The 20410-nt window shown below is 32.7% G+C and carries 17 protein-coding genes; 13 read left to right on the forward strand and 4 right to left on the reverse strand.

Features of this window, described 5'->3' with window-relative positions; genetic code table 11:
• Positions 1-2: 2 nt before the first annotated feature.
• Positions 3-983, reverse strand: a complete 981-nt coding sequence (locus B0A64_RS11425; RefSeq protein ID WP_089479650.1) for a stage II sporulation protein M — start codon at positions 981-983, stop codon at positions 3-5.
• A gap of 20 nt (positions 984-1003) precedes the next feature.
• Here B0A64_RS11425 and B0A64_RS11430 point away from each other — a divergent pair, with 20 nt between their 5' ends.
• The 7 genes from B0A64_RS11430 (at position 1004) to B0A64_RS11460 (ending at position 8928) form a co-directional block, all read left to right on the forward strand.
• Positions 1004-1747 carry an RDD family protein gene (locus B0A64_RS11430; RefSeq protein WP_089479651.1) on the forward strand — a complete coding sequence of 248 codons (744 nt, stop codon included), beginning with the start codon at positions 1004-1006 and terminating at the stop codon, positions 1745-1747.
• A gap of 161 nt (positions 1748-1908) precedes the next feature.
• Entirely contained in the window at positions 1909-2511 is a 603-nt protein-coding gene (locus tag B0A64_RS11435; RefSeq protein WP_089479652.1) for a trimeric intracellular cation channel family protein, read from the forward strand.
• Between the two features lie 103 nt (positions 2512-2614).
• Positions 2615-3592 carry a GNAT family N-acetyltransferase gene (locus B0A64_RS11440; protein WP_089479653.1) on the forward strand — a complete coding sequence of 326 codons (978 nt, stop codon included), beginning with the start codon at positions 2615-2617 and terminating at the stop codon, positions 3590-3592.
• A gap of 16 nt (positions 3593-3608) precedes the next feature.
• On the forward strand, positions 3609-4721 hold the full coding sequence (locus tag B0A64_RS11445) for a DegT/DnrJ/EryC1/StrS family aminotransferase (protein WP_089479654.1): 1113 nt from the start codon (positions 3609-3611) through the stop codon (positions 4719-4721).
• A gap of 17 nt (positions 4722-4738) precedes the next feature.
• Positions 4739-6055 carry a CDP-glycerol glycerophosphotransferase family protein gene (locus tag B0A64_RS11450; protein WP_089479655.1) on the forward strand — a complete coding sequence of 439 codons (1317 nt, stop codon included), beginning with the start codon at positions 4739-4741 and terminating at the stop codon, positions 6053-6055.
• A gap of 40 nt (positions 6056-6095) precedes the next feature.
• Positions 6096-7451 (forward strand): bifunctional cytidylyltransferase/SDR family oxidoreductase, encoded by a 1356-nt coding sequence (locus B0A64_RS11455; protein WP_089479656.1) that lies wholly within the window; start codon positions 6096-6098, stop codon positions 7449-7451.
• Positions 7452-7476: 25 nt separating this feature from the next.
• Positions 7477-8928, forward strand: a complete 1452-nt coding sequence (locus tag B0A64_RS11460; RefSeq protein WP_089479657.1) for a lipopolysaccharide biosynthesis protein — start codon at positions 7477-7479, stop codon at positions 8926-8928.
• A gap of 246 nt (positions 8929-9174) precedes the next feature.
• On the opposite strand, the gene B0A64_RS11465 is transcribed toward B0A64_RS11460, so the two are convergent.
• Positions 9175-10080 (reverse strand): glycosyltransferase, encoded by a 906-nt coding sequence (locus B0A64_RS11465; protein WP_089479658.1) that lies wholly within the window; start codon positions 10078-10080, stop codon positions 9175-9177.
• An 89-nt stretch (positions 10081-10169) separates the two neighbouring features.
• Here B0A64_RS11465 and B0A64_RS11470 point away from each other — a divergent pair, with 89 nt between their 5' ends.
• On the forward strand, positions 10170-10562 hold the full coding sequence (locus B0A64_RS11470; RefSeq protein ID WP_089479659.1) for a sugar 3,4-ketoisomerase: 393 nt from the start codon (positions 10170-10172) through the stop codon (positions 10560-10562).
• Complete coding sequence (locus tag B0A64_RS11475) at positions 10559-11659, forward strand: glycosyltransferase family 4 protein (RefSeq protein ID WP_089479660.1); 1101 nt, start codon at positions 10559-10561, stop codon at positions 11657-11659. The genes B0A64_RS11470 and B0A64_RS11475 overlap by 4 nt, the downstream gene beginning before the upstream one ends.
• A gap of 34 nt (positions 11660-11693) precedes the next feature.
• Here B0A64_RS11475 and B0A64_RS11480 read toward each other — a convergent pair whose 3' ends face one another.
• Both B0A64_RS11480 and B0A64_RS11485 read right to left on the reverse strand, forming a co-directional pair.
• The gene (locus B0A64_RS11480; RefSeq protein ID WP_089479661.1) at positions 11694-12581 is read right to left on the reverse strand and encodes a glycosyltransferase family 2 protein; all 888 of its coding nucleotides are present in this window, start codon (positions 12579-12581) and stop codon (positions 11694-11696) included.
• Positions 12581-13264: a cell division ATP-binding protein FtsE gene (locus tag B0A64_RS11485; RefSeq protein WP_089479662.1), complete on the reverse strand. Its 684-nt coding sequence runs from the start codon at positions 13262-13264 to the stop codon at positions 12581-12583. Before B0A64_RS11485 ends, B0A64_RS11480 begins: the two co-directional genes overlap by 1 nt.
• 346 nt (positions 13265-13610) lie before the next feature.
• On the opposite strand from B0A64_RS11485, the gene B0A64_RS11490 reads away from it, so the two are divergent.
• The 4 genes from B0A64_RS11490 to B0A64_RS11505 all read left to right on the forward strand — a co-directional run bounded on the left by B0A64_RS11490 (position 13611) and on the right by B0A64_RS11505 (position 20205).
• Positions 13611-16625, forward strand: a complete 3015-nt coding sequence (locus tag B0A64_RS11490) for a tetratricopeptide repeat protein (RefSeq protein ID WP_089479663.1) — start codon at positions 13611-13613, stop codon at positions 16623-16625.
• Positions 16626-16770: 145 nt separating this feature from the next.
• Complete coding sequence (locus B0A64_RS11495) at positions 16771-17634, forward strand: PhzF family phenazine biosynthesis protein (RefSeq protein WP_089479664.1); 864 nt, start codon at positions 16771-16773, stop codon at positions 17632-17634.
• A 213-nt stretch (positions 17635-17847) separates the two neighbouring features.
• Positions 17848-19599 carry a TonB-dependent receptor gene (locus tag B0A64_RS11500; protein ID WP_089479665.1) on the forward strand — a complete coding sequence of 584 codons (1752 nt, stop codon included), beginning with the start codon at positions 17848-17850 and terminating at the stop codon, positions 19597-19599.
• A 156-nt stretch (positions 19600-19755) separates the two neighbouring features.
• Positions 19756-20205 carry a hypothetical protein gene (locus B0A64_RS11505; protein WP_089479666.1) on the forward strand — a complete coding sequence of 150 codons (450 nt, stop codon included), beginning with the start codon at positions 19756-19758 and terminating at the stop codon, positions 20203-20205.
• Positions 20206-20410: the final 205 nt, after the last annotated feature.

Raw genomic sequence — 20410 nt, forward strand, 5'->3', positions numbered from 1 at the left:
TATTAATTCGATTTGGCTGATAATTGTTGTACTTTTTTGTGAACGATAAAAGGATAAACCAAATAATAGAATGAAATTATTCCTAATGTAAACAGGATTATAAAACTACTTAACCAATTGGGCATATCGATAGAATATCGGGTTATAAATCCCTCGAGAAATCCTGCGCTAATAGTAAACGGAAATGTACTCAGGAATATTTTGAAACTGTTTTTAAAGCCTATTTTAAAAGAGTTTACTCTCGAAAAAGTTTTAGGGAACAGGATCGAAGCGCCTAAAATAAAGCCTGCGGTACTTTCGATTACTATTGCAAAAATTTCCATCGAACCGTGAATCCAGATACCGCGAACGCTTTTCCAGAAAACACCCTGTTCGTAAAAAAAGTACTGAAAAGATCCTAACATCAGTGAGTTTTGCAAGAAAATATAAAAGGTTCCAATACCGCCAAATATGCCGTAAATGTAACATCTTGCGCCTACATAAAGGTTATTCATGGTAATGCCTATAAAACTGCCCCAGTTGCTGCCGGAGCCGTAAACGGCCATTGGGTCTCCTTTTTTGATGTTTTCTAATGTCATGTTTACATAACCGTCTCCCAGAATTAACCGAACAAAATTAGGATCAAATTTTGCCGAAACTACACCCATTGCGACTGTAATAAAAAATAAAATAAAAGCATACATTAAGTACCTTTTGTATTCGTAAACCAGCAAAGGAACTTCGGTAGTAAAGAATTCCAGTATTTTATTTTTTTCGGTTCTCTTAGTTTTGTAAATCTTTTGATATATCTGCGAAGCAAGATGATTTAAGTAGATGACTGTCTTACTTTTTGGGTAATAGGTTTGCGCATACGACAAATCATTCATCATTTGAATGTACAAATTTGCTAACTCATCAGGATTTTTTTTAGCTTTACCGAAAATAGCTAGCTCAAATTCAAGCCATTTTTCTTTATTTTGTTTTATGAAGGCAACTTCTCTCATTGTAGGCTAAAATATAAAATATGTCAGAATTATCTATAAATACAACACAAAATGTTAAAATAAATTTTATTGCCGCTTCGGCAGGCGAAAGAATAGGATCTTATTTTATCGATCTGGCTATTAAAGTTGCCTATGTCACAGTGATTTCTCTACTGTTTTTTTATTGGTTAAATCTCGGAAAATTATTTGAGACATTAGACAGTTGGTCAAAAGTTTCTATACTTTTAGTTCTTTATTTTCCATTTGTAATTTATTCGATCACCTTAGAAAGTATTTTTGAGGGACAAACTATTGGTAAAAAACTAGTTAAAATAAAAGTCGTTAAAATCGATGGTTATCAGGCAGGATTTGGAGATTACCTGATGCGTTGGTTTTTTAGGCTGGTAGATATTACGCTGTTGTACGGAATAGTAGCACTTATTACGGTTGTTTCGAGCAAAAAAGGGCAACGATTGGGTGATATGGTTGCGGGAACGGCTGTTATAACATTAAAAAACAAGATCAACATTAGCCATACAATTCTGGAAGAAATAGGAGATGCTTACGTTCCTACTTATCCTTTGGTAATTAAATTATCTGATAATGATATGCGAATTATCAAGGAAACTTTTCAAAATGCACTTGCAAAAAATGATCATGAAGTCATTTATAAATTGGTTGCTAAAATTGAAAACGTTTCGGGAATTAAAAATCAATCCGGAAATAACAGTGATTTCCTGAGGGTTATTTTAAAAGATTACAATTTTTATACACAGAATATGTAATTTATGCCGCGGTGTATAAAAGATAGCGGGATAAATTATTGAAAAGAGACCCAATTTATATCAGGAAATAAACCTTAGAATAGTAAAAAAAGATATAATAAAAGGCAATTTGAATCCGGTCATCTCTGCAACTTTGTACCTTTGAACCTAAAAAATATAGAATGTTTCATTTATTAGATCTTATCGGTACGATGGCTTTTGCTATGTCAGGCGCGTTAACGGCAATGCATAAAAAACTGGATCCGTTTGGCGTTTTTATTATTGCGTTTGTTACTTCTGTTGGTGGCGGAACGTTGCGTGATGTTTTGATAGGCAGAACGCCAGTAGGCTGGATGAAAGATTTGCAATATGTTTACGTGATTATTTTAGGTTTTGGATTGGCGATTCTTTTCCGAAAAAAATTCGATCGATTACGAACTTCCTTGTTTTTGTTTGATACAATCGGGTTGGGGGTTTTTACTTTAATTGGTCTCGAAAAAGGAATTATGATTGGTTTGCATCCTGTTATTTGTATTGCTTTAGGAACCATGACAGCTTGTTTTGGCGGCGTAACAAGAGATATTTTGTGCACAGAAATTCCAACGATATTTAGACGGGAAATTTATGCTACGATTTGTATTCTTGGCGGAATCGTATTTTTTATTTTGAAAAAATTAAATTTAGATAATGATGTTTTATATTTAGTAACATCGGTTGTCATTATTACAGTTCGACTATTGGCCGTAAAATTCAAATGGTATTTACCTGCATTTGATCACAAATAAGATTTTTTAGACGATATTAGCCACAGATTAAAGGATTAAAAAAGGATTTTCTTTGGCTGAAAATTCAGCGAATCATTGAAATCATTAAAATCTGTGGCAAAAAATGACAAAGTTTACCGTAAAAAAATATCACAAAAACGATTATAAAATTTGGAATGATTTTATTGGTCATGCCAAAAATGCTACTTTTTTATTTCATCGCGATTTTATGGAATATCATGAAGATCGCTTCGAAGATTTTTCGCTTTTAGTTTACGACGATCAAAAACTAATTAGCGTTTTACCGGCGAATAAAGTTCAGGAAACTATCTATTCGCATCAGGGGCTTACCTATGGAGGTTTGGTTTATAAGGAGCAAACTAAATTAGTGATGGTAATAGAAATTTTTCAGTCGGTTTTGTTTTTTCTGAAAGAGCATAAATTTCAAAAATTATATTTTAAAACACTTCCGTCCATTTATGCTTTAAAACCGGCAGAAGAAATTTTGTATGCTTTGTTTTTAACCGAAGCAAAATTGGTACGTCGCGATTCGCTTTCTGTAATCGATTTATCGCAGGAAAATGTTACATCAAAAATAAGAAAAAGGGGTTTTCAAAAAGCAATTTCAAATGAGTTAGTGATCAAGGAAGAAACTCATTTTGAATCATTTTGGGAGGAGATACTGATTCCTAATTTAAATAAAAAACACAATGCAAAACCAGTGCATTCTACACAGGAAATGAACAACCTAAAAACTCATTTTCCTAAAAATATTCATCAGTTTAATGTTTATTCAGAAGGTAAAATAGTGGCAGGTACAACTGTTTTTGAAACGGAAACTGTTGCACATTGTCAGTATATATCAAAAAATGAAAAACAGGAAAATCTGGGGAGTTTAGATTACTTATTCCATTATTTGATTCGGGAAAGATTTGCTGCAAAACGGTTTTTTGATTTTGGAATTTCGAATGAAGATCAGGGAAAAAAACTCAATGAAGGATTATCGTACTGGAAAGAAAGTTTTGGCGCCAGTACCATAATTCATGATTGTTATGAAATAGAAACTGCAAATTATAATAAGTTAAATGGTATTTTTGTTTAGCAATTAAAAAAATAATATGATATCATTTCTGGATCTAAAAAAAATAAACGAGCCCTATGAAGCTGCTTTTCAGGAAAAAATGAAAACAGTTTTATATAATGGCTGGTATATTTTAGGAGATGAAGTAAAAGCTTTTGAGAGGGCATTTGCCACTTATTGCAAAACTGATTATTGTATTGGGGTAGGAAACGGTTTAGATGCTCTTACTTTAATTTTTAAGGGATATATTGCTTTAGGGAAACTTCAAAAAGGCGATGAAATTATTGTACCGGCAAATACTTTTATAGCAAGTGTTCTGGCAATATTACAAGCAGATTTAGTTCCGGTTTTGGTCGAGCCAAAACTAGAAACATATAATATAAATCCAGATTTGATTCCGGAAAAAATTACTTCAAAAACCAGAGCGATCTTAGTGGTTCATTTATACGGTCAATTGGCAGATATGAATGCAATTAATCAAATCGCAATTCGCAATAATTTATTAGTTGTACAAGACGCAGCACAATCACACGGAGCGATCCAAAATGCTACAAACGGGACTCTGAGTAAAGTCGAAGAATCTTTAGGAGCTGCTGCATATAGTTTTTATCCCGGAAAAAATTTAGGAGCTTTGGGCGATGGTGGTGCCATAACTACTAATGATGCTGAGTTGGCAAAAGTGCTTTTCTCGCTTCGTAGCTATGGTTCTGAGAAAAAATATCATAACGAATATATTGGTGTAAATTCAAGATTAGATGAAATTCAGGCGGCTTTTTTGCATGTAAAACTACCGTACTTAAATGCTGATAATGATAAACGACGGGCAATAGCAAAGCGTTATGTATCAGAGATAAAAAATGAGAAAATAGTACTTCCGTATTGGGATTTTTCAGCCAGTCATGTTTTTCATTTGTTTGTAATACGAACTGAAAACAGAGAAGAGCTGCAAGAATATTTATCCAATAATACGATCCAGACCGTTATTCATTATCCAATTCCGCCACACAGGCAAAAAGCATTTCAGGAATGGAATAATTTGTCTTTTTCAATTACCGAGAAGATTCATAATGAGGTTTTGAGTTTGCCTATAAGTCCGGTTTTAGAAGATTCAGAGGTTGATTTTGTTATTGAAATTTTAAATCGATATTAATTTTGATTGGATAAAAAATGACTGAATTAAAATTAATTATTAAACAATACGTTCCAGAAAAAATATGGATTTTGCTGATCAGAATTTATAATTTCACCAATTTAAGAACAGCCTATAGTTTGTATTTAATAAAAATAGCTCCAAAAAAACATCAAAAAGCACTTGAAATTGTGCGACAAAAAGAGCGGGTAAAAGTTGCTTTTTTTTTGATTCATGAATCTGTTTGGAAATACGATGTGCTTTATGATTTAATGTTGCAAAATTCCCGATTTGAACCGGTAATATTTGTTTGTCCGGCAGTAAATTTTGGTCAAGAGAATATGCTGTTTGAAATGAACAAATCATACAATTCTTTTATACAGAAAGGATACAATATCGTTAAAACCTATGATAATGAAACGGGTGAATATGCAGATGTAAAAAAAACCTTTGCTCCGGATGTTGTTTTTTTTACCAATCCTTATCAGGGTTTGCAGGATTACAGGTATTATATTAAACAATTTTCGACCACGTTAACCTGTTATGTTCCTTATGCTATTATGACGACAAATTATGATGCTTTTTATAATTTGGATTTTCATAATCTGGTTTGGAGGATTTTTTCAGAAACACCAATTCATAAACAAATAGCAGTTCAAAAACAAACAAACAAAGGGCACAACAATGTTGTAACAGGATATCCGGGATTCGATTCGTTATTACTTAATAATGCACCAAATTATGCTGTTTGGAAAAACAAAAATACGGCTCTTAAAAAAGTGATTTGGGCACCGCATCATTCAATGCATGAACTCAATAAAGTATCAAATTTTTTAGAATATTCTGATGTATTTTTAGAGTTGGCGATGGTATATAAAGATCAATTGCAAATAGCTTTTAAGCCGCATCCATTGTTAAGGGTAAAATTAGAAAATGATCTAAATTGGGGCAAAGAAAAAACAGATGTTTATTATAATAAATGGATTAATTTGGAGAATGGACAGTTTGAAAATTCAGATTATACAGATTTGTTTTTAACCTCAGATGCTTTGATTCATGATTGTGGTTCTTTTATGGCAGAATATCTGATAACTGGAAAACCATCTCTTTTTATGGTCAGAAATGAGGCTGTTATGAACGAATGGAGTGCGTTTGGAGAAAAGGCTGTGGCGGTACATTATCAATCCAGAAATAAAGAAGAATTAATCGCTTTTATTGAAAATGTCGTATTGAAGGAGAATGATTCGATGAAAGAAATCCGTAACGATTTTGTTGAGAATAATTTAGTACCAAAGAACAGTTTTAGCGCATCTCAAAATATAATAGATTATTTAGAAACTGAATTTTTTAAATAATTTGGGTTAATGATTTTAAACTTTATTTAAACAAAAAGAAATGAATATAGCTGTCATTTTAGCGGGAGGAACAGGAATCAGGCTGGAAAAATCTTTACCAAAACAGTTTTTTAAAGTTGCCGGAAAAATGGTTGTAGAACATGCTGTTGATGCGTTCGAAAGAAATGAATTAATAGATGAAATCGCCATTGTTAGTAATAAACATTATCTTTTTATGATAGAGGATATGATTATTAAAAACCAATGGAAAAAGGTTAAACGTGTTTTAGTAGGAGGAAAAGAACGATATCATTCGAGCCTTGCGGCAATTAATGCCTATGAGGAATTAAAAGAAGCTAATTTAATTTTTCATGATGCTGCCCGTCCTTTAATAAGCCAGCGAATTATAAATGATGTTGTACAGGCAATGCAGCATTATCAGGCTGTAGATGTTGCTATAAACTCGGCAGATACTATTATTGAAGTCGAAAATAATATTATAAAAGAAATTCCGGAAAGGATAAAAATGCGCAGAGGACAAACTCCTCAGGGGTTTAGACAAGAGCTTATTGCAAAAGCATATAAGTTAGCGCTGCAAGACCAAAATTTTAAAGCAACTGATGATTGTGGTGTAGTAAAAAAATATTTGCCTCAGGAAAACATTTATGTTGTAGATGGCGAAGAGGTTAATATGAAACTCACGTATCCGGAAGATACTTATTTATTGGATAAATTGTTTCAGTTGCGCTCTGTCGAAATTCAGGATACACAACTATCAAAAGCAGCATTATCTGATAAAGTGATGGTTGTTTTTGGCGGTTCTTACGGGATAGGAAAAAGTATTGTAGATTTGGGAAAGGCAAATGGTATTCGTGTTTATAGTTTTTCCCGAAGCCAAAATAATGTAGATGTTTCTAATGTAGATGCCGTTAAAAATGCGCTTGAAAGTGTGTATCAAACAGAACATAAAATTGATTTTATTATCAATGCAGCCGGTATATTGCACAAAGAACCGTTGGAGATTATGAATTATCAAAATATTCTGGATTCGATCAATGTCAATTATCTGGGAATGGTTCACATCGCTCTGGCTTCATTACCCTATTTAAAAGAATCAAAAGGGCATATTTTGTTCTTTACCTCTAGTTCGTACACAAGAGGCAGAGCATTTTACAGTATTTATTCATCTGGAAAAGCGGCTGTCGTAAATTTTGTACAGGCAATTTCGCAAGAATGGGAAACCTTAGGGATTAAAGTAAATTGTATGAATCCGGAACGTACACAAACACCAATGCGAATTAAAAACTTTGGTAATGAACCAGAAGATACGTTGCTAAAACCAGAAACGGTTGCATTAAGATGCATCCAGACTTTGTTGTCGAATTATACAGGACAAGTGATCGATGTACGACTTTAAAATAACAAAATTTAACCTCTTTTAGATGCAGAATACCTCTCTAAAATCAATAGCGGCAAAAGGGATTTTTTGGTCTGCGGTTGATAAATTTGCCGTTCAGATAGGGCAATTCGTTGTGAGTGTTGTGCTTGCCAGAATTTTGATTCCGGAAGATTTTGGGTTAATAGGAATGCTGGCCATTTTTATGGCCTTGTCCCAAACTTTTATCGAGAGTGGTTTAGGGATAGGCTTAATTCAGCGACAAGACAGAACCGATATTGATTTTTCGACTGTATTTGTATTTAATTTATTGGTAAGTGGCTTTTTTTATCTGTTGCTATTTTTTTCAGCACCTTACATATCCCTTTTTTTTAATCAGCCACAACTAACAGATTTAGTTCGGGTTTTAGGTTTAACCTTGTTTTTGAATGCCCTTGCTATAGTTCAAAAAACGAAGCTAACCATTGCGATGGATTTTAAATCTATTGCAATGAGTAATGTTATAGCCGTAATTGCAGGCGGATTATGCGGTATAGTAGCTGCAATAAACGGATATGGAGTTTGGTCATTGGTTGTTCAGAGTTTGGTTTGGTCTTTGGCTACATCAGTTTCTTTATGGTTTTTAAGTAGTTGGAGTCCGTCAGTTTCGTTTTCAAAAAAGTCTTTTAACTCCTTGTTTGGTTACGGTTCAAAAATTTTACTGGCAGGATTATATGCGCAGCTCCTCAATAATATTTATAATATTTGCCTGGGTAAATTTTATCCAACAGCTTCATTAGGTTACTATACAAGAGCGAAGAGTTTTGCAGATGTATCAGCGGGAACAATTGTGAGTATTATACAGCAAGCAACATTTCCGGTTCTTGCCGCAGTACAAAACGATCAGGAAAAATTAGTTTCTATATACAGCAGGATGATTCGTATGTCGGCTTTTCTGATTATTCCGCTTATGACACTTATTGCTTTGCTTGCAAAACCTATTGTTATCTTGTTGCTTACAGAGAAATGGGTTTCTTTGATTCCGCTATTACAATGGATGGTTTTTGCGCGAATTTTTCTGCCTATGAGTGCGATCAATATGAATTTATTAAATGCAGTTGGACGGTCAGATTTATACTTAAAGGTCGACTTGTCAAAATTGCCTTTGACGATATTGGCAATGATAATAACAATCCCGTTAGGACTAAAAGCTATTATAATTGGTCATGTTGTTACATCTGCAATAGCATTTGTAATAAACGCCTATTTGCCAGGAAAGTTTTATGGCTATGGTGCCGTAAAACAATTAAAGGATATGTTACCTGTTTTTTTTGCTACAATTGGTATGGCAATCTCAGTATTAGTGCTTTCTTACTTTATAAAAAATTTAATCCTTGAGTTGCTTTTGGGAGTTGTTCTGGGAGCGGTAACTTATTTGTTTATATGTTGGGCACTAAAATTAGAAGAATTAAAAGAGGCTTGGCAATTATTGTTGAAGCTAAAAAAAGATAGTCTTTAAAGATGAAATCAAAGAGATATTAGCCGTTGGGTTGTAATTACTTCGTCTGTTCGCTTCGCTTGGGTCAAAAAATATATATTTAACACATAGTAACATAGATTTTTTTAGTTAAAAAGAATGCAAAAAGAAATACATTTTTTTTACATAGCTAGTCTATGTGCATTTTAAATAAGTGAAACGTCTTTTTTAAAGGTCCAAAAGCTATGTTTCTATGTGTTAAAATTAATTATACACAACGGGTAGATATTAGTGTTTTTTAAAGTTTTTTCTCCAAAATAACCAAAATCGTAATCCTGTATTTTTTAAAAATAAACTATAATCCTTGATCTTAAAAGTGTGAACCATTTCGTGATGTACTCTTTTTTGAACGGCAAGATCTTCTTCATTTGTTTGGTTTAATCCAATAGCTTTTTTGAGAATTAAATAAGTAGACCTATTTATTTTTTTAAATCGTGAAGAATGATTGTCATAAAAGCTAGTCGTTAATGAAGTAGCTGAAATTCGTTTTTTTATTAAAATTTCATCAATAAAATCGAATTCATACAAACGAGAGGAGCGTATCCAAAAATCTAAATCCTCATAAGCAAGAGTTTCATCGTAACCGTTCAGTAAATTATAAACTGATTTTTTTGCCATCGAAGAAACAGAACAAATACTATCTCCACCAGAGAGAACACTTAAATATATATCGCCTGTTTGTCGTTTTTTAATGGTTTTTTTGTTATCATTTACAGGGAAATAATAAGAATCAAATTCGCCTTTTTCAGTAATTAATTCAGCATTGCCATAAACAATTCCCAGATTTTTAAAAGTACTTTCAGTAAACGCTTTTATTTGTAATGAAACACAATTAGAGATCAAAACATCATCTGTTGCAAGATCAATGATATAATCTCCGCTGGCTAATTTTAAGGCTTTATTAAACGATTTAGTGTTTCCTAAATTAGTTTCATTGGCTATAAATTGAACTTTAGGATAATCTAACAGCCACTTTTCAATTGTATTTTTAGAGTCATCAGTACTACAATCATCTATAATTATCAATTCAATAAAAGGATAATCCTGAGTGATAACTGAATGCAAACTCTCCAGGACAAATTTTTCATGATTATAACACATACAAATAACTGTGACTACTGATTTATTTTGCATATTGTTTTTAAAGAGTTATATATTTGATACGAAAATAAGAAATCGATTATGATAGTGCCTAACAAAAAATGTAAAATTGAAATAAGCTTATGAATATAGTTATGATTGATTTTCCAAAAATTGAAAATTTCTTAGGCAACATTGCAGTAATAGAAAATGATACTATTCCTTTTGATATAAAAAGAGTTTATTATTTATATGATATTCCAAGTTCTTCTAAAAGAGGAGGGCATTCTCATAAAAAACTACAACAAATTTTAATCGCAATTTCAGGAAGTTTTGATGTGGTTTTAAAAGATGGTAAAACCGAAAAAACAATAACTCTTAATAAACCGGATAAAGGTTTGTTGATTAAAAATAATATTTGGCGTGAGCTAGAAAATTTTTCATCAGGTGCAGTTTGCCTGGTTCTGGCTTCTGAAGTTTTCGACGAGAATGATTATTTAAGAAACTACAGTGAATTTTTGAAATCAAAAGAATGAAATTACTCTACATAACGCAAAGAGCAAATGAAGAAGGAGGAGTACAACGCGTACTTGCAGTAAAAACCAATTATTTAATCGAGAAATTTGATTATGAGATTTGTATTGTTACTCAAAATGGAGGAAACGAAAACCTTTTTTTTGAGTTTAATAAACGAATCGATTTTTATGATATTTCGTTAAAAGCCAATAAGGCTTTTAATTTGCTTCGTTATAAAAAAGAGTTACAGACCTGTATAAAAAAAGTACAGCCTGATTGTATTATTGTTTGTGATTTTGCATTAAAATCATTTTCAATTCCGTTGCTAATAAATACAAAGATTCCAATAATTTTTGAGGCACACGGTTCTAGGTTTAATGAATACAAAGAGTCCCGTTTTTTTGGATTTACGAACAGATTCAAATATATATATCGAAATTATTGTGCTTCCAAATTTTTGACTTTTGTAGCCTTATCACAAGAAAGTCTAAACGAATGGTCTGTCAAAAATAGTATTGTAATTCCAAACCCATTATGGATAGAAACAAAATCTTATTCAGATTTAAAAGCAAAAAAAATTATTGCTGTTGCAAGACATTCACATGAAAAAGGAATTGACAGATTGTTGCAAATTTGGAAATTAGTTGCAGAAAAACATTCAGATTGGTCATTAGAAATTTATGGCAAACCAAATGAAGATTTAGGATTAATATACTTAGCAAAAAAGTTAATGATCGAAAAAAGTGTAGCTTTTCTTGATCCGGTAAAAAATATTCAGCAAAAATATACTGAAGCATCAATATTAGTTATGACCTCCAGAAACGAAGCATTGCCAATGGTTTTAATCGAAGCAATGGCCTGCGGTTTACCTTGTATCGCTTACGATTGCCCGGTTGGTCCAAAAGCAATCATAAAAAACAATGAAAACGGATTTTTGATTGAAGATGAGAATATAGACTTATTTGTAGAGAAACTGGAATTATTGATTACGAATGAAAACTTACGAGTTGAGTTAGGGATAAAAGCCATAAAAAGTGCTGAGCCATACAAGATCGAATCCATAATGTCTATTTGGAATGTTTTTTTTCTAGATTTGAAAAAAAGAAAAGGTAAATAATAAAATATAGGTAACAAAATTTGTTAACTGTAATTTATTTAGTTTTTAAACTACAATAATACCCTAATCGATACATATCAAAAAGAAAAATTGATGGTTTTTTGCTCAATAATTGTTGGATAAAAAGAGACTTCGAAATTTTGAATCCAAACGCAATTAAAGACCTAAGATGGAATTTTGTTATGATTTGAAAATAATGGGAGAGCTTCACATAGTGGGAAGCAATTAAACGGGAATCTGTCAGGTTTTTCAATCCTAAAACAGCTTCTTCTGATTTTCTTAAAAACGTTTCGCTATTTTCTAATCCTAAGTGGTAAACAGGATTTTCGATATGAATAATTTCAATTTTATTTTGTTCTAATTCGTATGAAAATAAAGTATCTTCATGTCTGAGATTTGGAATATCTTCATTGAATTTTACTTTTGTAAAAACACTTTTTGAAATCAGAAAATTCAAAGTCAAAAACGAAATGTAGGGATTTCTGCTTCTTTCAAAAACTTTTAGAGCCTCACGTTTATTGCCATAAACCCAACGTAAAAGCTGTTTTTTTTCAGGCTTTTCATTTTGGTATAAAATGCCGCCATAAACTACTTTTTCGGTATTATTTATTTGTGAAATATACGTATCGATAAAATTATGATGAACCGGAAGGGTGTCAGCATCCAGAAAAAGCAAGTTTTGATAAGTAGCTTTTTCAGCCAATAAATTACGAATAGCACTTCGCCCAATATTTTTTTCTAAAATAGTATAACGGGTATTTCTGAACAGATTGATTCTTTTGTTTTCAGACAAAAAATCATCCGAAGCATCATCCAGACAAATAATTTCGAAAATAACGTTAGATTCCAAAGCCTGCTTGTACAATGTTTCAACAAGATTAAAGACATTATAATTATAAACCGGAATTAAAATAGAAAGCATTACACGCTGCGTTGCACGACTTCAAAAATTCTTTCGTCTTCACATTTTAATGTTTTAGACGGGAACTTCATTAATAAAGCATAATCGTGAGTTGCCATGATAATAGTTTTACCGTTGGCGTTGATTTTTTTCAATACTTCAAGCACCTCAGAGCTCGTTTGTGGGTCAAGGTTTCCCGTAGGCTCATCGGCTAGGATAAATTCAGGATCGTTTAATAAAGCTCTTGCAATTGCAACACGTTGTTGTTCTCCTCCTGAAAGCTGATGCGGCATTTTGTTTACAAAATCCTTCATACCCACTTTGTCCAGAACTTCATCAATTTTATGTTCCATCGCCTCTTTTTCAGACCATCCCGTTGCTTTAAGAACAAAAAGCATATTGTCTTTTACAGAACGATCCGGAAGTAATTTGAAATCCTGAAATACAATTCCAATTTTACGTCTCAAAAATGGAATCTCGCTTTCTTTAAGGGTAGCCAAATCAAATTCAACAATATGACCTTCACCTTCAGTTAAAGGCAAATCACCGTACAACGTTTTCATGAAACTACTTTTTCCGGAACCTGTTTTTCCAATAATGTAGATAAACTCACCATGGTTAACATCTAAATTAATATGAGATAAAATTTTTCTTCCTTCTTGATATATAGTTACTTCTTTAAGAGACAGTACGATTTGTGACATAATAAATTGATTTGATTGGTAAAAGTAGTAAGATAACGCTTGGATTCAAAATAAAATTGAATCATTTCTGATAAAATATTAAAATGAAAATTTAAACGATATAAGTTCCTTTTAGCAAATGGAGCAAGGAAGTTTTTTATTTATTAAAGCTTAAAGGAGTTTAGATTCATAACTAAAGGAGAAAAACGCCTAACGTATAATTACTTATATCACTTGTATGGTTAAAAAATAGCATTTGAGAAGTTACTAAATGTAGTCTGCTAAAATTTTTGTTCATAATAAAAGCCTGAAACGTTTCGTTATAAACGGTATAAAATGATACATTTGAATACTAAATATAATAAAAATGCGTAAACTTTCCTGGTTCATTCTATTCCCAATTATCTTTTTTTCGACCATAGTTTCGGCACAAAAATCAGCTATTTACACTTACGATCTAAAAGATTTTGACAAAGCACTGGCTTTATATAATGACAAACAATATGCTTCGGCACAACTTATTTTTGAATATGTAAAAAACAACGCTACGACCGAAGAAGTTCAGTCAGATTGTGCTTATTATATTGCCAATTGTGCCATTAGAACCAACAAAGCCAATGCAGATGCGCTGATGGAAAAATTCGTTAGTGATTATCCAACAAGTACCAAGCAAAATCAGGCTTATATTGAGGTCGCCCAGTTTTTCTTTGAGCAGGGTAATTATCCAAAAGCTTTGCAATGGTTTGATAAAGTAGATGAAAGTTATATGAGTAAATCCGACTCGGATAAATTTAATTTCCAAAAAGGATACAGTTACTTCAATGCCAAAAAGAAAAAAGAAGCCACAACTTACTTTAATAAAGTGGTTAACTCTCCTGAGTTTGGTTCTCAAGCCAAATATTATTTAGGATTTATGGCTTATGAAGGCGATGATTACAAAGAAGCAACCAAATATTTTGATGAAGTTTCGGGCGAAGAAAAATACAAAGAAAAACTTTCGTACTATCAGGCTGATATGAACTTTAAGTTGGGAAATTTCCAGAAAGCAATTGATTTAGGGCAAAAAGCTATGGCTAAATCAAATGCACTTGAAAAATCGGAACTGAATAAAATTATTGGAGAAAGTTATTTTAACCTAAAACAATACGACAAAGCCATTCCGTTTTTAGAGCAATATGCAGGTAAAAAAGGAAAATGGAGCAATACCGATTTTTATCAATTAGGTTATGCTTATTATGAGCAAAAAGAATATGAAAAAGCGATTTCGCAGTTTAATAAAATAATTGAAGGAAAAGATTTTGTAGCACAAAATGCATATTACCATTTAGGGTTAAGTTATTTGAATACCGGCAAAAAACAAGAGGCTTTGAACGCTTTTAAAAATGCCTCAGAAATGGATTTCAATGCGCAAATTCAGGAAGATGCTGCTTTAAATTATGCAAAAGTGAGTTATGATATTGGAAATGCCTATCAGACCGTTCCGGGAATCTTGCTTGATTTTCTAAAGAAATATCCAAACAATTCAAGCAGATCTGAGATCGAAAAATTATTGGTAGATTCTTATATTTCTACTAAAAACTACAAAGAAGCCTTGACCTTATTAGAGAAAAACAGATCTCCGGAAAATAAATCCGCGTATCAAAAAGTACTTTTTTACAGAGGATTAGAACTCTATAATGAATCCAATTATCAAGAAGCCGGAAAAATGTTCAAAAGTGCAATCAGTGAGCAAAAAACACCTGAGTTTACAGCACGTGCCACTTTCTGGAAAGCAGAAACAGAATATGTTACAGCAGATTTTCAGAACGCATTATTGAGTTACAAACAATTTGCGGGTCAGGCTGCGGCTAAAACAACTGATGAGTTCAAGAACATTAATTATAATATTGGATATACCTATTTTAAGCTAAAAGAATACGATTCTGCAGGAAATTCATTTCAGGCACAAATCGATAATTCTCCGGCAGATAAAGTTCGTTTAAATGATTCGTACTTGCGTTTGGGAGATTGTCGTTTTGCAAGTGCCAAATATACTGCTGCAAATGAGGCGTATGCCAAAGCAATTGAAGCAAGAGGTGTAGATGCAGATTATGCGCAGTTCCAGAAAGCAATTTCGTACGGGTTCATGTCTAAAAACGATAAGAAAGTCGATGAGCTGAATAATTTTCTACAGATGTATAAAAAATCAGAATATCGTGATGATGCATTATATGAATTGGGAAATACGTATGTGGCAGAAAAAAAGAACGATCAGGCGATTAAAACCTACGATCAGTTAATATCAGAATATAAAAACGGTGTGTTTGCTTCAAAAGCAATTCTAAAACAAGGATTAATTTATTACAACTCAGATCGGGATGATCAGGCATTGGTTAAATTTAAAAAAGTAGCCGCTGAATTTCCAAAAACCCCGGAAGCGTTAGAAGCAGTTTCGACAGCCAGACTAATTTATGTAGATTCAGGAAAAGTAGACGAATATGCAACCTGGGTTCGTACCCTGGATTTTGTTGCTGTTACCGATGCTGAATTGGATAACGATACTTATGATGCGGCTTATAAACAATACAGTCAAAATAACAGCAAACAAGCCATTACAGGTTTTGTGGGGTACATCAGTAAATTTCAAACAGGACTTCATTCCTTAGAAGCTAATTTTTATCTGGCACAATTGTATTTTGCAGAAGGTTCAGAAACAAAATCAATTGCAAACTATCAATATGTAACGGATCAGGCAAGAAACGAATTTACAGAGCAATCGCTAGCCAAATTAGGTCAGATTTTCTTGAAAGCAAAAGATTGTGATAAATCAATTCCGGTATTGAAACGTTTGGATGATGAAGCCGATTCTTCGCAAAACAAAAGCTTTGCCCAGGCTAACTTGATGAAGTGTTATTATGACAAAAAAGATTACGACAACGCAGTTGTATACGCAGACAAAGTATTGCAAAGTGCAAAAGCCGATGCAAACGTAAAAGCCGATGCACAGATTATTGTAGCACGTGCAGCAATGCAAACCGGAGATGAAGAGAAAGCAAAAGCAGCTTATGCTAAATTATCAGCAACATCCAAAGGAGAATTAGCAGCCGAAGCGTTGTATTATGATGCTTATTTTAAAACGAAAGAAGGGAAGTTTGATGCCTCGAATGTTTCGGTTCAGAAATTGGCAAAAAATTATTCGGCTTATAAATATTACGGGGCAAAGAGTTTGGTTTTAATGGCAAAAAACTTCTACGGACTAAAAGACAGCTATCAGGCAACTTATATTTTAGATAACGTAATTAACAATTTTACCGATTATCCGGATGTTGTTGAAGAAGCTAAAAAAGAATTAGCAGCAATAAAAACGGAAGAGTCTAAAACAAATTCGTCTATTAATAAATAAGAATAAAGAGCATAGAAAATAGAGAATAGAAAAAAGAGGCAAGAAGAAAGATTAAGGAGAGATAAGAAGCAAGATAAAAGATTGCTGAGAAGTCTTTTTTCTTTATTCTTTTATCTAAAATCTTCCTAAAAAAATAAGAAAAAAAATGAGTTTACCTTTTTATATAATTGATGTTTTTGCTGAGAAAAAATATGCCGGTAATCAATTGGCGGTTTTTCTGGAGGCGGGTCATTTAAGTTCGGTAGAAATGCAGCAAATTGCGCGCGAAATTAATTTTGCCGAAAGCACTTTTATTACCAAGCTGGATTTAGAAAATAATAAGGCAGAGATAAAAATATTTACACCATCTCAGGAGATGCAATTTGCGGGACATCCTATTATTGGAACTTCATGGGTTTTGATGCATAAAGTGTTTAATGATTCTCCGGAGAATATAAAATTAAATGTTCCGATTGGACCAATTTCAATTCATCAATCTCAAGGTTTGATCTGGCTAAAAGCGGCGCAACCGAAGTTTTGGGATATTTTTTCGAAAGAAGATTTTACAGTATTTAGCAATCTTAAAAATCATGATTTTGAAAACCAGTTTCCTATTCAGGAAGTAACCACCGGAAGCGCTTTTGTAATGGTTGGACTAAGTAGTAAAAGAGCTTTGGAAAATTTGGTTTTAGATAAAGATAAAACAAATCATTGGCTCATAAAAAATTGTAAAACCACTCATAGAGGCTTGTATTTTTATTACCTGGAAGGTTCAAAATTGTTTAGCAGAATGTTGTGCATAGAACACAACCAATTGGTAGAAGATGCGGCAACAGGAAGCGCAAGCACATGTTTGCAGGCTTTTCTTTTAAAATATCATAAACCTGAAATAGATTTAATTAATTATCAGGGAGATTACATCAATCGTCCATCGCAAATATTTTTTAAAGGAAAATTAACAGAGAATGAGTATGATATTAAAATAGGAGGTAAAGCTCAGTTTGTTGCAAAAGGAGATTGGGAAGCTTAGCTGATGGAGAATAGAATAAAGAGAATAGAATAAAGAGAATAGAGTAAAGAGAATAGAATAAAGAGAATAGAATAAAGAGAATAGAATAAAGAAGCTAGAGGAAAGAGCAAAGACTAAAAAATATAATAGAATTAAGAAATAGAGAAAATCCAGAAATAAGAGAGAAGTCTTTCTTCTTTGCTCTTTCTTCTATTCTCTAAAAAAAAAAGATATATGAAAATTAATTGCCAGAATAAAACCATTATTTTACTTGTATTGTTTGTTGTCCAGCTTTCGTTTTCGCAAAAGAAAAATGAAACGATCGGGACAGAAACTGTAAATGTGGTAAAACCCTATTCGCCAACAGTTTCAGATGCTTTTAAGGTAAAGGAGATTCCTTCGCTTGACGATACGGGAAATCAGCCTAAAGAAACGATAAAATATAGTATTTTGTCAGTCCCTGTAGCATCTACATTTACACCATCAAAAGGAAAAGCCGAAGGAGTAGAGAAATCAAAAAAAGAAAAATTATTTAATAATTACGCCACTTTAGGAGTTGGAAATTACGGCACTCTAAATGCTGAATTATTCGTAAATCAGGATTTAGGAAATAACGATTATGTAGCAGGAATGTTTCGCCATCACTCTTCGCAAGGCGGTATTAAAGATGTAAATCTAAATGATGAATTTTATGACACCGCACTAGATGTAGGTTATGGTGTAAACAATCGCGACATGGCATGGAATGTTGATTTAGGGTATCAAAATCAAATTTATAACTGGTATGGTTTGCCAGTTGAATTTGGTTCGACTTTAGACGGACAAACCCGTGATGATTTAATAAGAGGAATCAACCCGAATCATTCTTATAATACCATTTCGTTAGGTGGAAACATTGAATTTAATGAAGGTATTTTTAGTAAAATCTCAACTAAATTCACCCATTTTTCAGATAGCTTCTCCTCTTCAGAAAATCGTTTTTACGTAAAACCTTCTTTCAAAGTAGAAGTGATGGATCATTCTATAAACACAAATGTTATCGTAGATCACGTGAGCGGATCTTTTGAGCATAATTACGAACGTGATAATACACAACCTCTAAAATACAGCTTGACTAATTTTGGAATTGAACCAAGTTTTGTAATTCTTGAAAACGACTGGACTTTAGAATTAGGAGCCGGATTATTTTATGGTTTGGATTCTGAAAACAGCGGAAACAAGTTTTATATCTATCCAAAAGTAAATGCCTCGTATAAATTAGTAGGCGATTTAATGATTTTCTACACAGGTGCAAATGGTGGTTTAGAACAAAATTCTTATGCTGATTTTGTAACCCAAAATCCTTTTTTATCGCCAACATTAAACATGAGGCCAACCAACAATCAATATACTGTTTTTGCGGGGTTAAAAGGTAAATTGGCAAATAACATCAATTATAACCTGACAGGTTCTTATCTAAACGAAAAAGATAAAGCATTGTATGTTGCCAATAACTATACGGAGGATTTCTCGAATCAGAATTATGCTTTTGGGAACTCTTTTGGAGTTGTTTATGATGATGTAAGAACATTCCGTTTCTATGGAGAATTAAAAGCTGATTTTTCGAGAAATGTTTCTTTTGGAATCAACGGAACATTTAATAGTTACAAGCAGGATGCCAGAGAAGCATGGAATTTACCATCGATGAAGGTGAGCTCAAATCTGGATGTAAACATTACAAAACAATGGTATGCCGGTTTAAATGTTTTCTTTGTAGGAGAACGTAAAGACACACAAATGAATACAGATTTACAAACAGACCTCAGTATTATAACTCTAAAAAGCTATTTTGATGCCAATGCACATTTAGGATACAAATACAGCGACCGTCTGACTTGTTTCTTAAAGCTGAATAATATTGGAAACCAGGCGTACGAAAAATGGCTGAATTATCCTGTACAAGGATTTCAGGTATTGGTAGGAGCAAATTATAAATTCGATTTTTAAGATAGTTATGCCACGAAGGCGCTAAAACGCAAAGTTTTTTTAGCCACGAATTCACGAATTAATTTTAACTAAATTCGTGAATTCGTGGCTAACTTTTTTGGAGCAGCGAAAAAACCTTTGCACCTTTGTAACTTAGCACTTCAGTCCCTTAAAAAAATGGAATTCAAACAAAAAATACATTCGCATTACATACAAATGGTTCAGGACCGCATAGATGTTTTTAGAGACATGATTTCGGCTTTGACCGAAGATTCTAAAAATGATGCCAAAGGTTCTGCCGGTGATAAACACGAAACTGCTTTGTCAATGATGCATATCGAGCAGGAAAAACTCACCAATAAACTAAAAGAAGCGATTACCCAAAAAGCAGTTTTAGATAAAATAGATGCCTCAAAAACAACCGAAAATATTATTTCAGGTAGTTTGGTAAAGGCTAACGGAATTTATTTGTATGTAAGCGTAGCGCTTCCTAAAATTGCTATTGATGGTATAAATGTTATTGCGCTTTCTCCTCAATCTCCGCTTGGTTCGCATTTAATGGGGAATAAAGTTGGGTTTACTTTTGAAATCAATAAAACGCATTATACTATTGAGAGTGTTTTGTAATTTGCTTATTTAGATGTAGTCCCTACGGGACAATTTTAACCTTGTACTTTTTTATTTTTCTACCAATATTTAATCTCTACGAGATACATCTGTTTATCTACTTTACAACGGATTAAAATTCCTTGCTACAAAATAAAACGTTCCTCTGGAACTTTTGCATAAAGAGCCTTCGGCTCGAAACATATTGTAGGGATGGATTTTAATC

This window comes from Flavobacterium araucananum, from assembly GCF_002222055.1.
GTDB lineage: Bacteria > Bacteroidota > Bacteroidia > Flavobacteriales > Flavobacteriaceae > Flavobacterium > Flavobacterium araucananum.

Bases quoted from the DNA above. Each gene is read 5' to 3' on its own strand.
- B0A64_RS11445 (WP_089479654.1), top strand. From the start codon at position 3,609: ATGATATCATTTCTGGATCTAAAAAAAATAAACGAGCCCTATGAAGCT.
- B0A64_RS11430 (WP_089479651.1), top strand. From the start codon at position 1,004: ATGTCAGAATTATCTATAAATACAACACAAAATGTTAAAATAAATTTT.
- B0A64_RS11495 (WP_089479664.1), top strand. From the start codon at position 16,771: ATGAGTTTACCTTTTTATATAATTGATGTTTTTGCTGAGAAAAAATAT.
- B0A64_RS11470 (WP_089479659.1), top strand. From the start codon at position 10,170: ATGAATATAGTTATGATTGATTTTCCAAAAATTGAAAATTTCTTAGGC.
- B0A64_RS11455 (WP_089479656.1), top strand. From the start codon at position 6,096: ATGAATATAGCTGTCATTTTAGCGGGAGGAACAGGAATCAGGCTGGAA.
- B0A64_RS11475 (WP_089479660.1), top strand. From the start codon at position 10,559: ATGAAATTACTCTACATAACGCAAAGAGCAAATGAAGAAGGAGGAGTA.
- B0A64_RS11450 (WP_089479655.1), top strand. From the start codon at position 4,739: ATGACTGAATTAAAATTAATTATTAAACAATACGTTCCAGAAAAAATA.
- B0A64_RS11500 (WP_089479665.1), top strand. From the start codon at position 17,848: ATGAAAATTAATTGCCAGAATAAAACCATTATTTTACTTGTATTGTTT.
- B0A64_RS11490 (WP_089479663.1), top strand. From the start codon at position 13,611: ATGCGTAAACTTTCCTGGTTCATTCTATTCCCAATTATCTTTTTTTCG.
- B0A64_RS11485 (WP_089479662.1), bottom strand. From the start codon at position 13,264: ATGTCACAAATCGTACTGTCTCTTAAAGAAGTAACTATATATCAAGAA.
- B0A64_RS11440 (WP_089479653.1), top strand. From the start codon at position 2,615: ATGACAAAGTTTACCGTAAAAAAATATCACAAAAACGATTATAAAATT.
- B0A64_RS11465 (WP_089479658.1), bottom strand. From the start codon at position 10,080: ATGCAAAATAAATCAGTAGTCACAGTTATTTGTATGTGTTATAATCAT.
- B0A64_RS11505 (WP_089479666.1), top strand. From the start codon at position 19,756: ATGGAATTCAAACAAAAAATACATTCGCATTACATACAAATGGTTCAG.
- B0A64_RS11425 (WP_089479650.1), bottom strand. From the start codon at position 983: ATGAGAGAAGTTGCCTTCATAAAACAAAATAAAGAAAAATGGCTTGAA.
- B0A64_RS11460 (WP_089479657.1), top strand. From the start codon at position 7,477: ATGCAGAATACCTCTCTAAAATCAATAGCGGCAAAAGGGATTTTTTGG.
- B0A64_RS11435 (WP_089479652.1), top strand. From the start codon at position 1,909: ATGTTTCATTTATTAGATCTTATCGGTACGATGGCTTTTGCTATGTCA.
- B0A64_RS11480 (WP_089479661.1), bottom strand. From the start codon at position 12,581: ATGCTTTCTATTTTAATTCCGGTTTATAATTATAATGTCTTTAATCTT.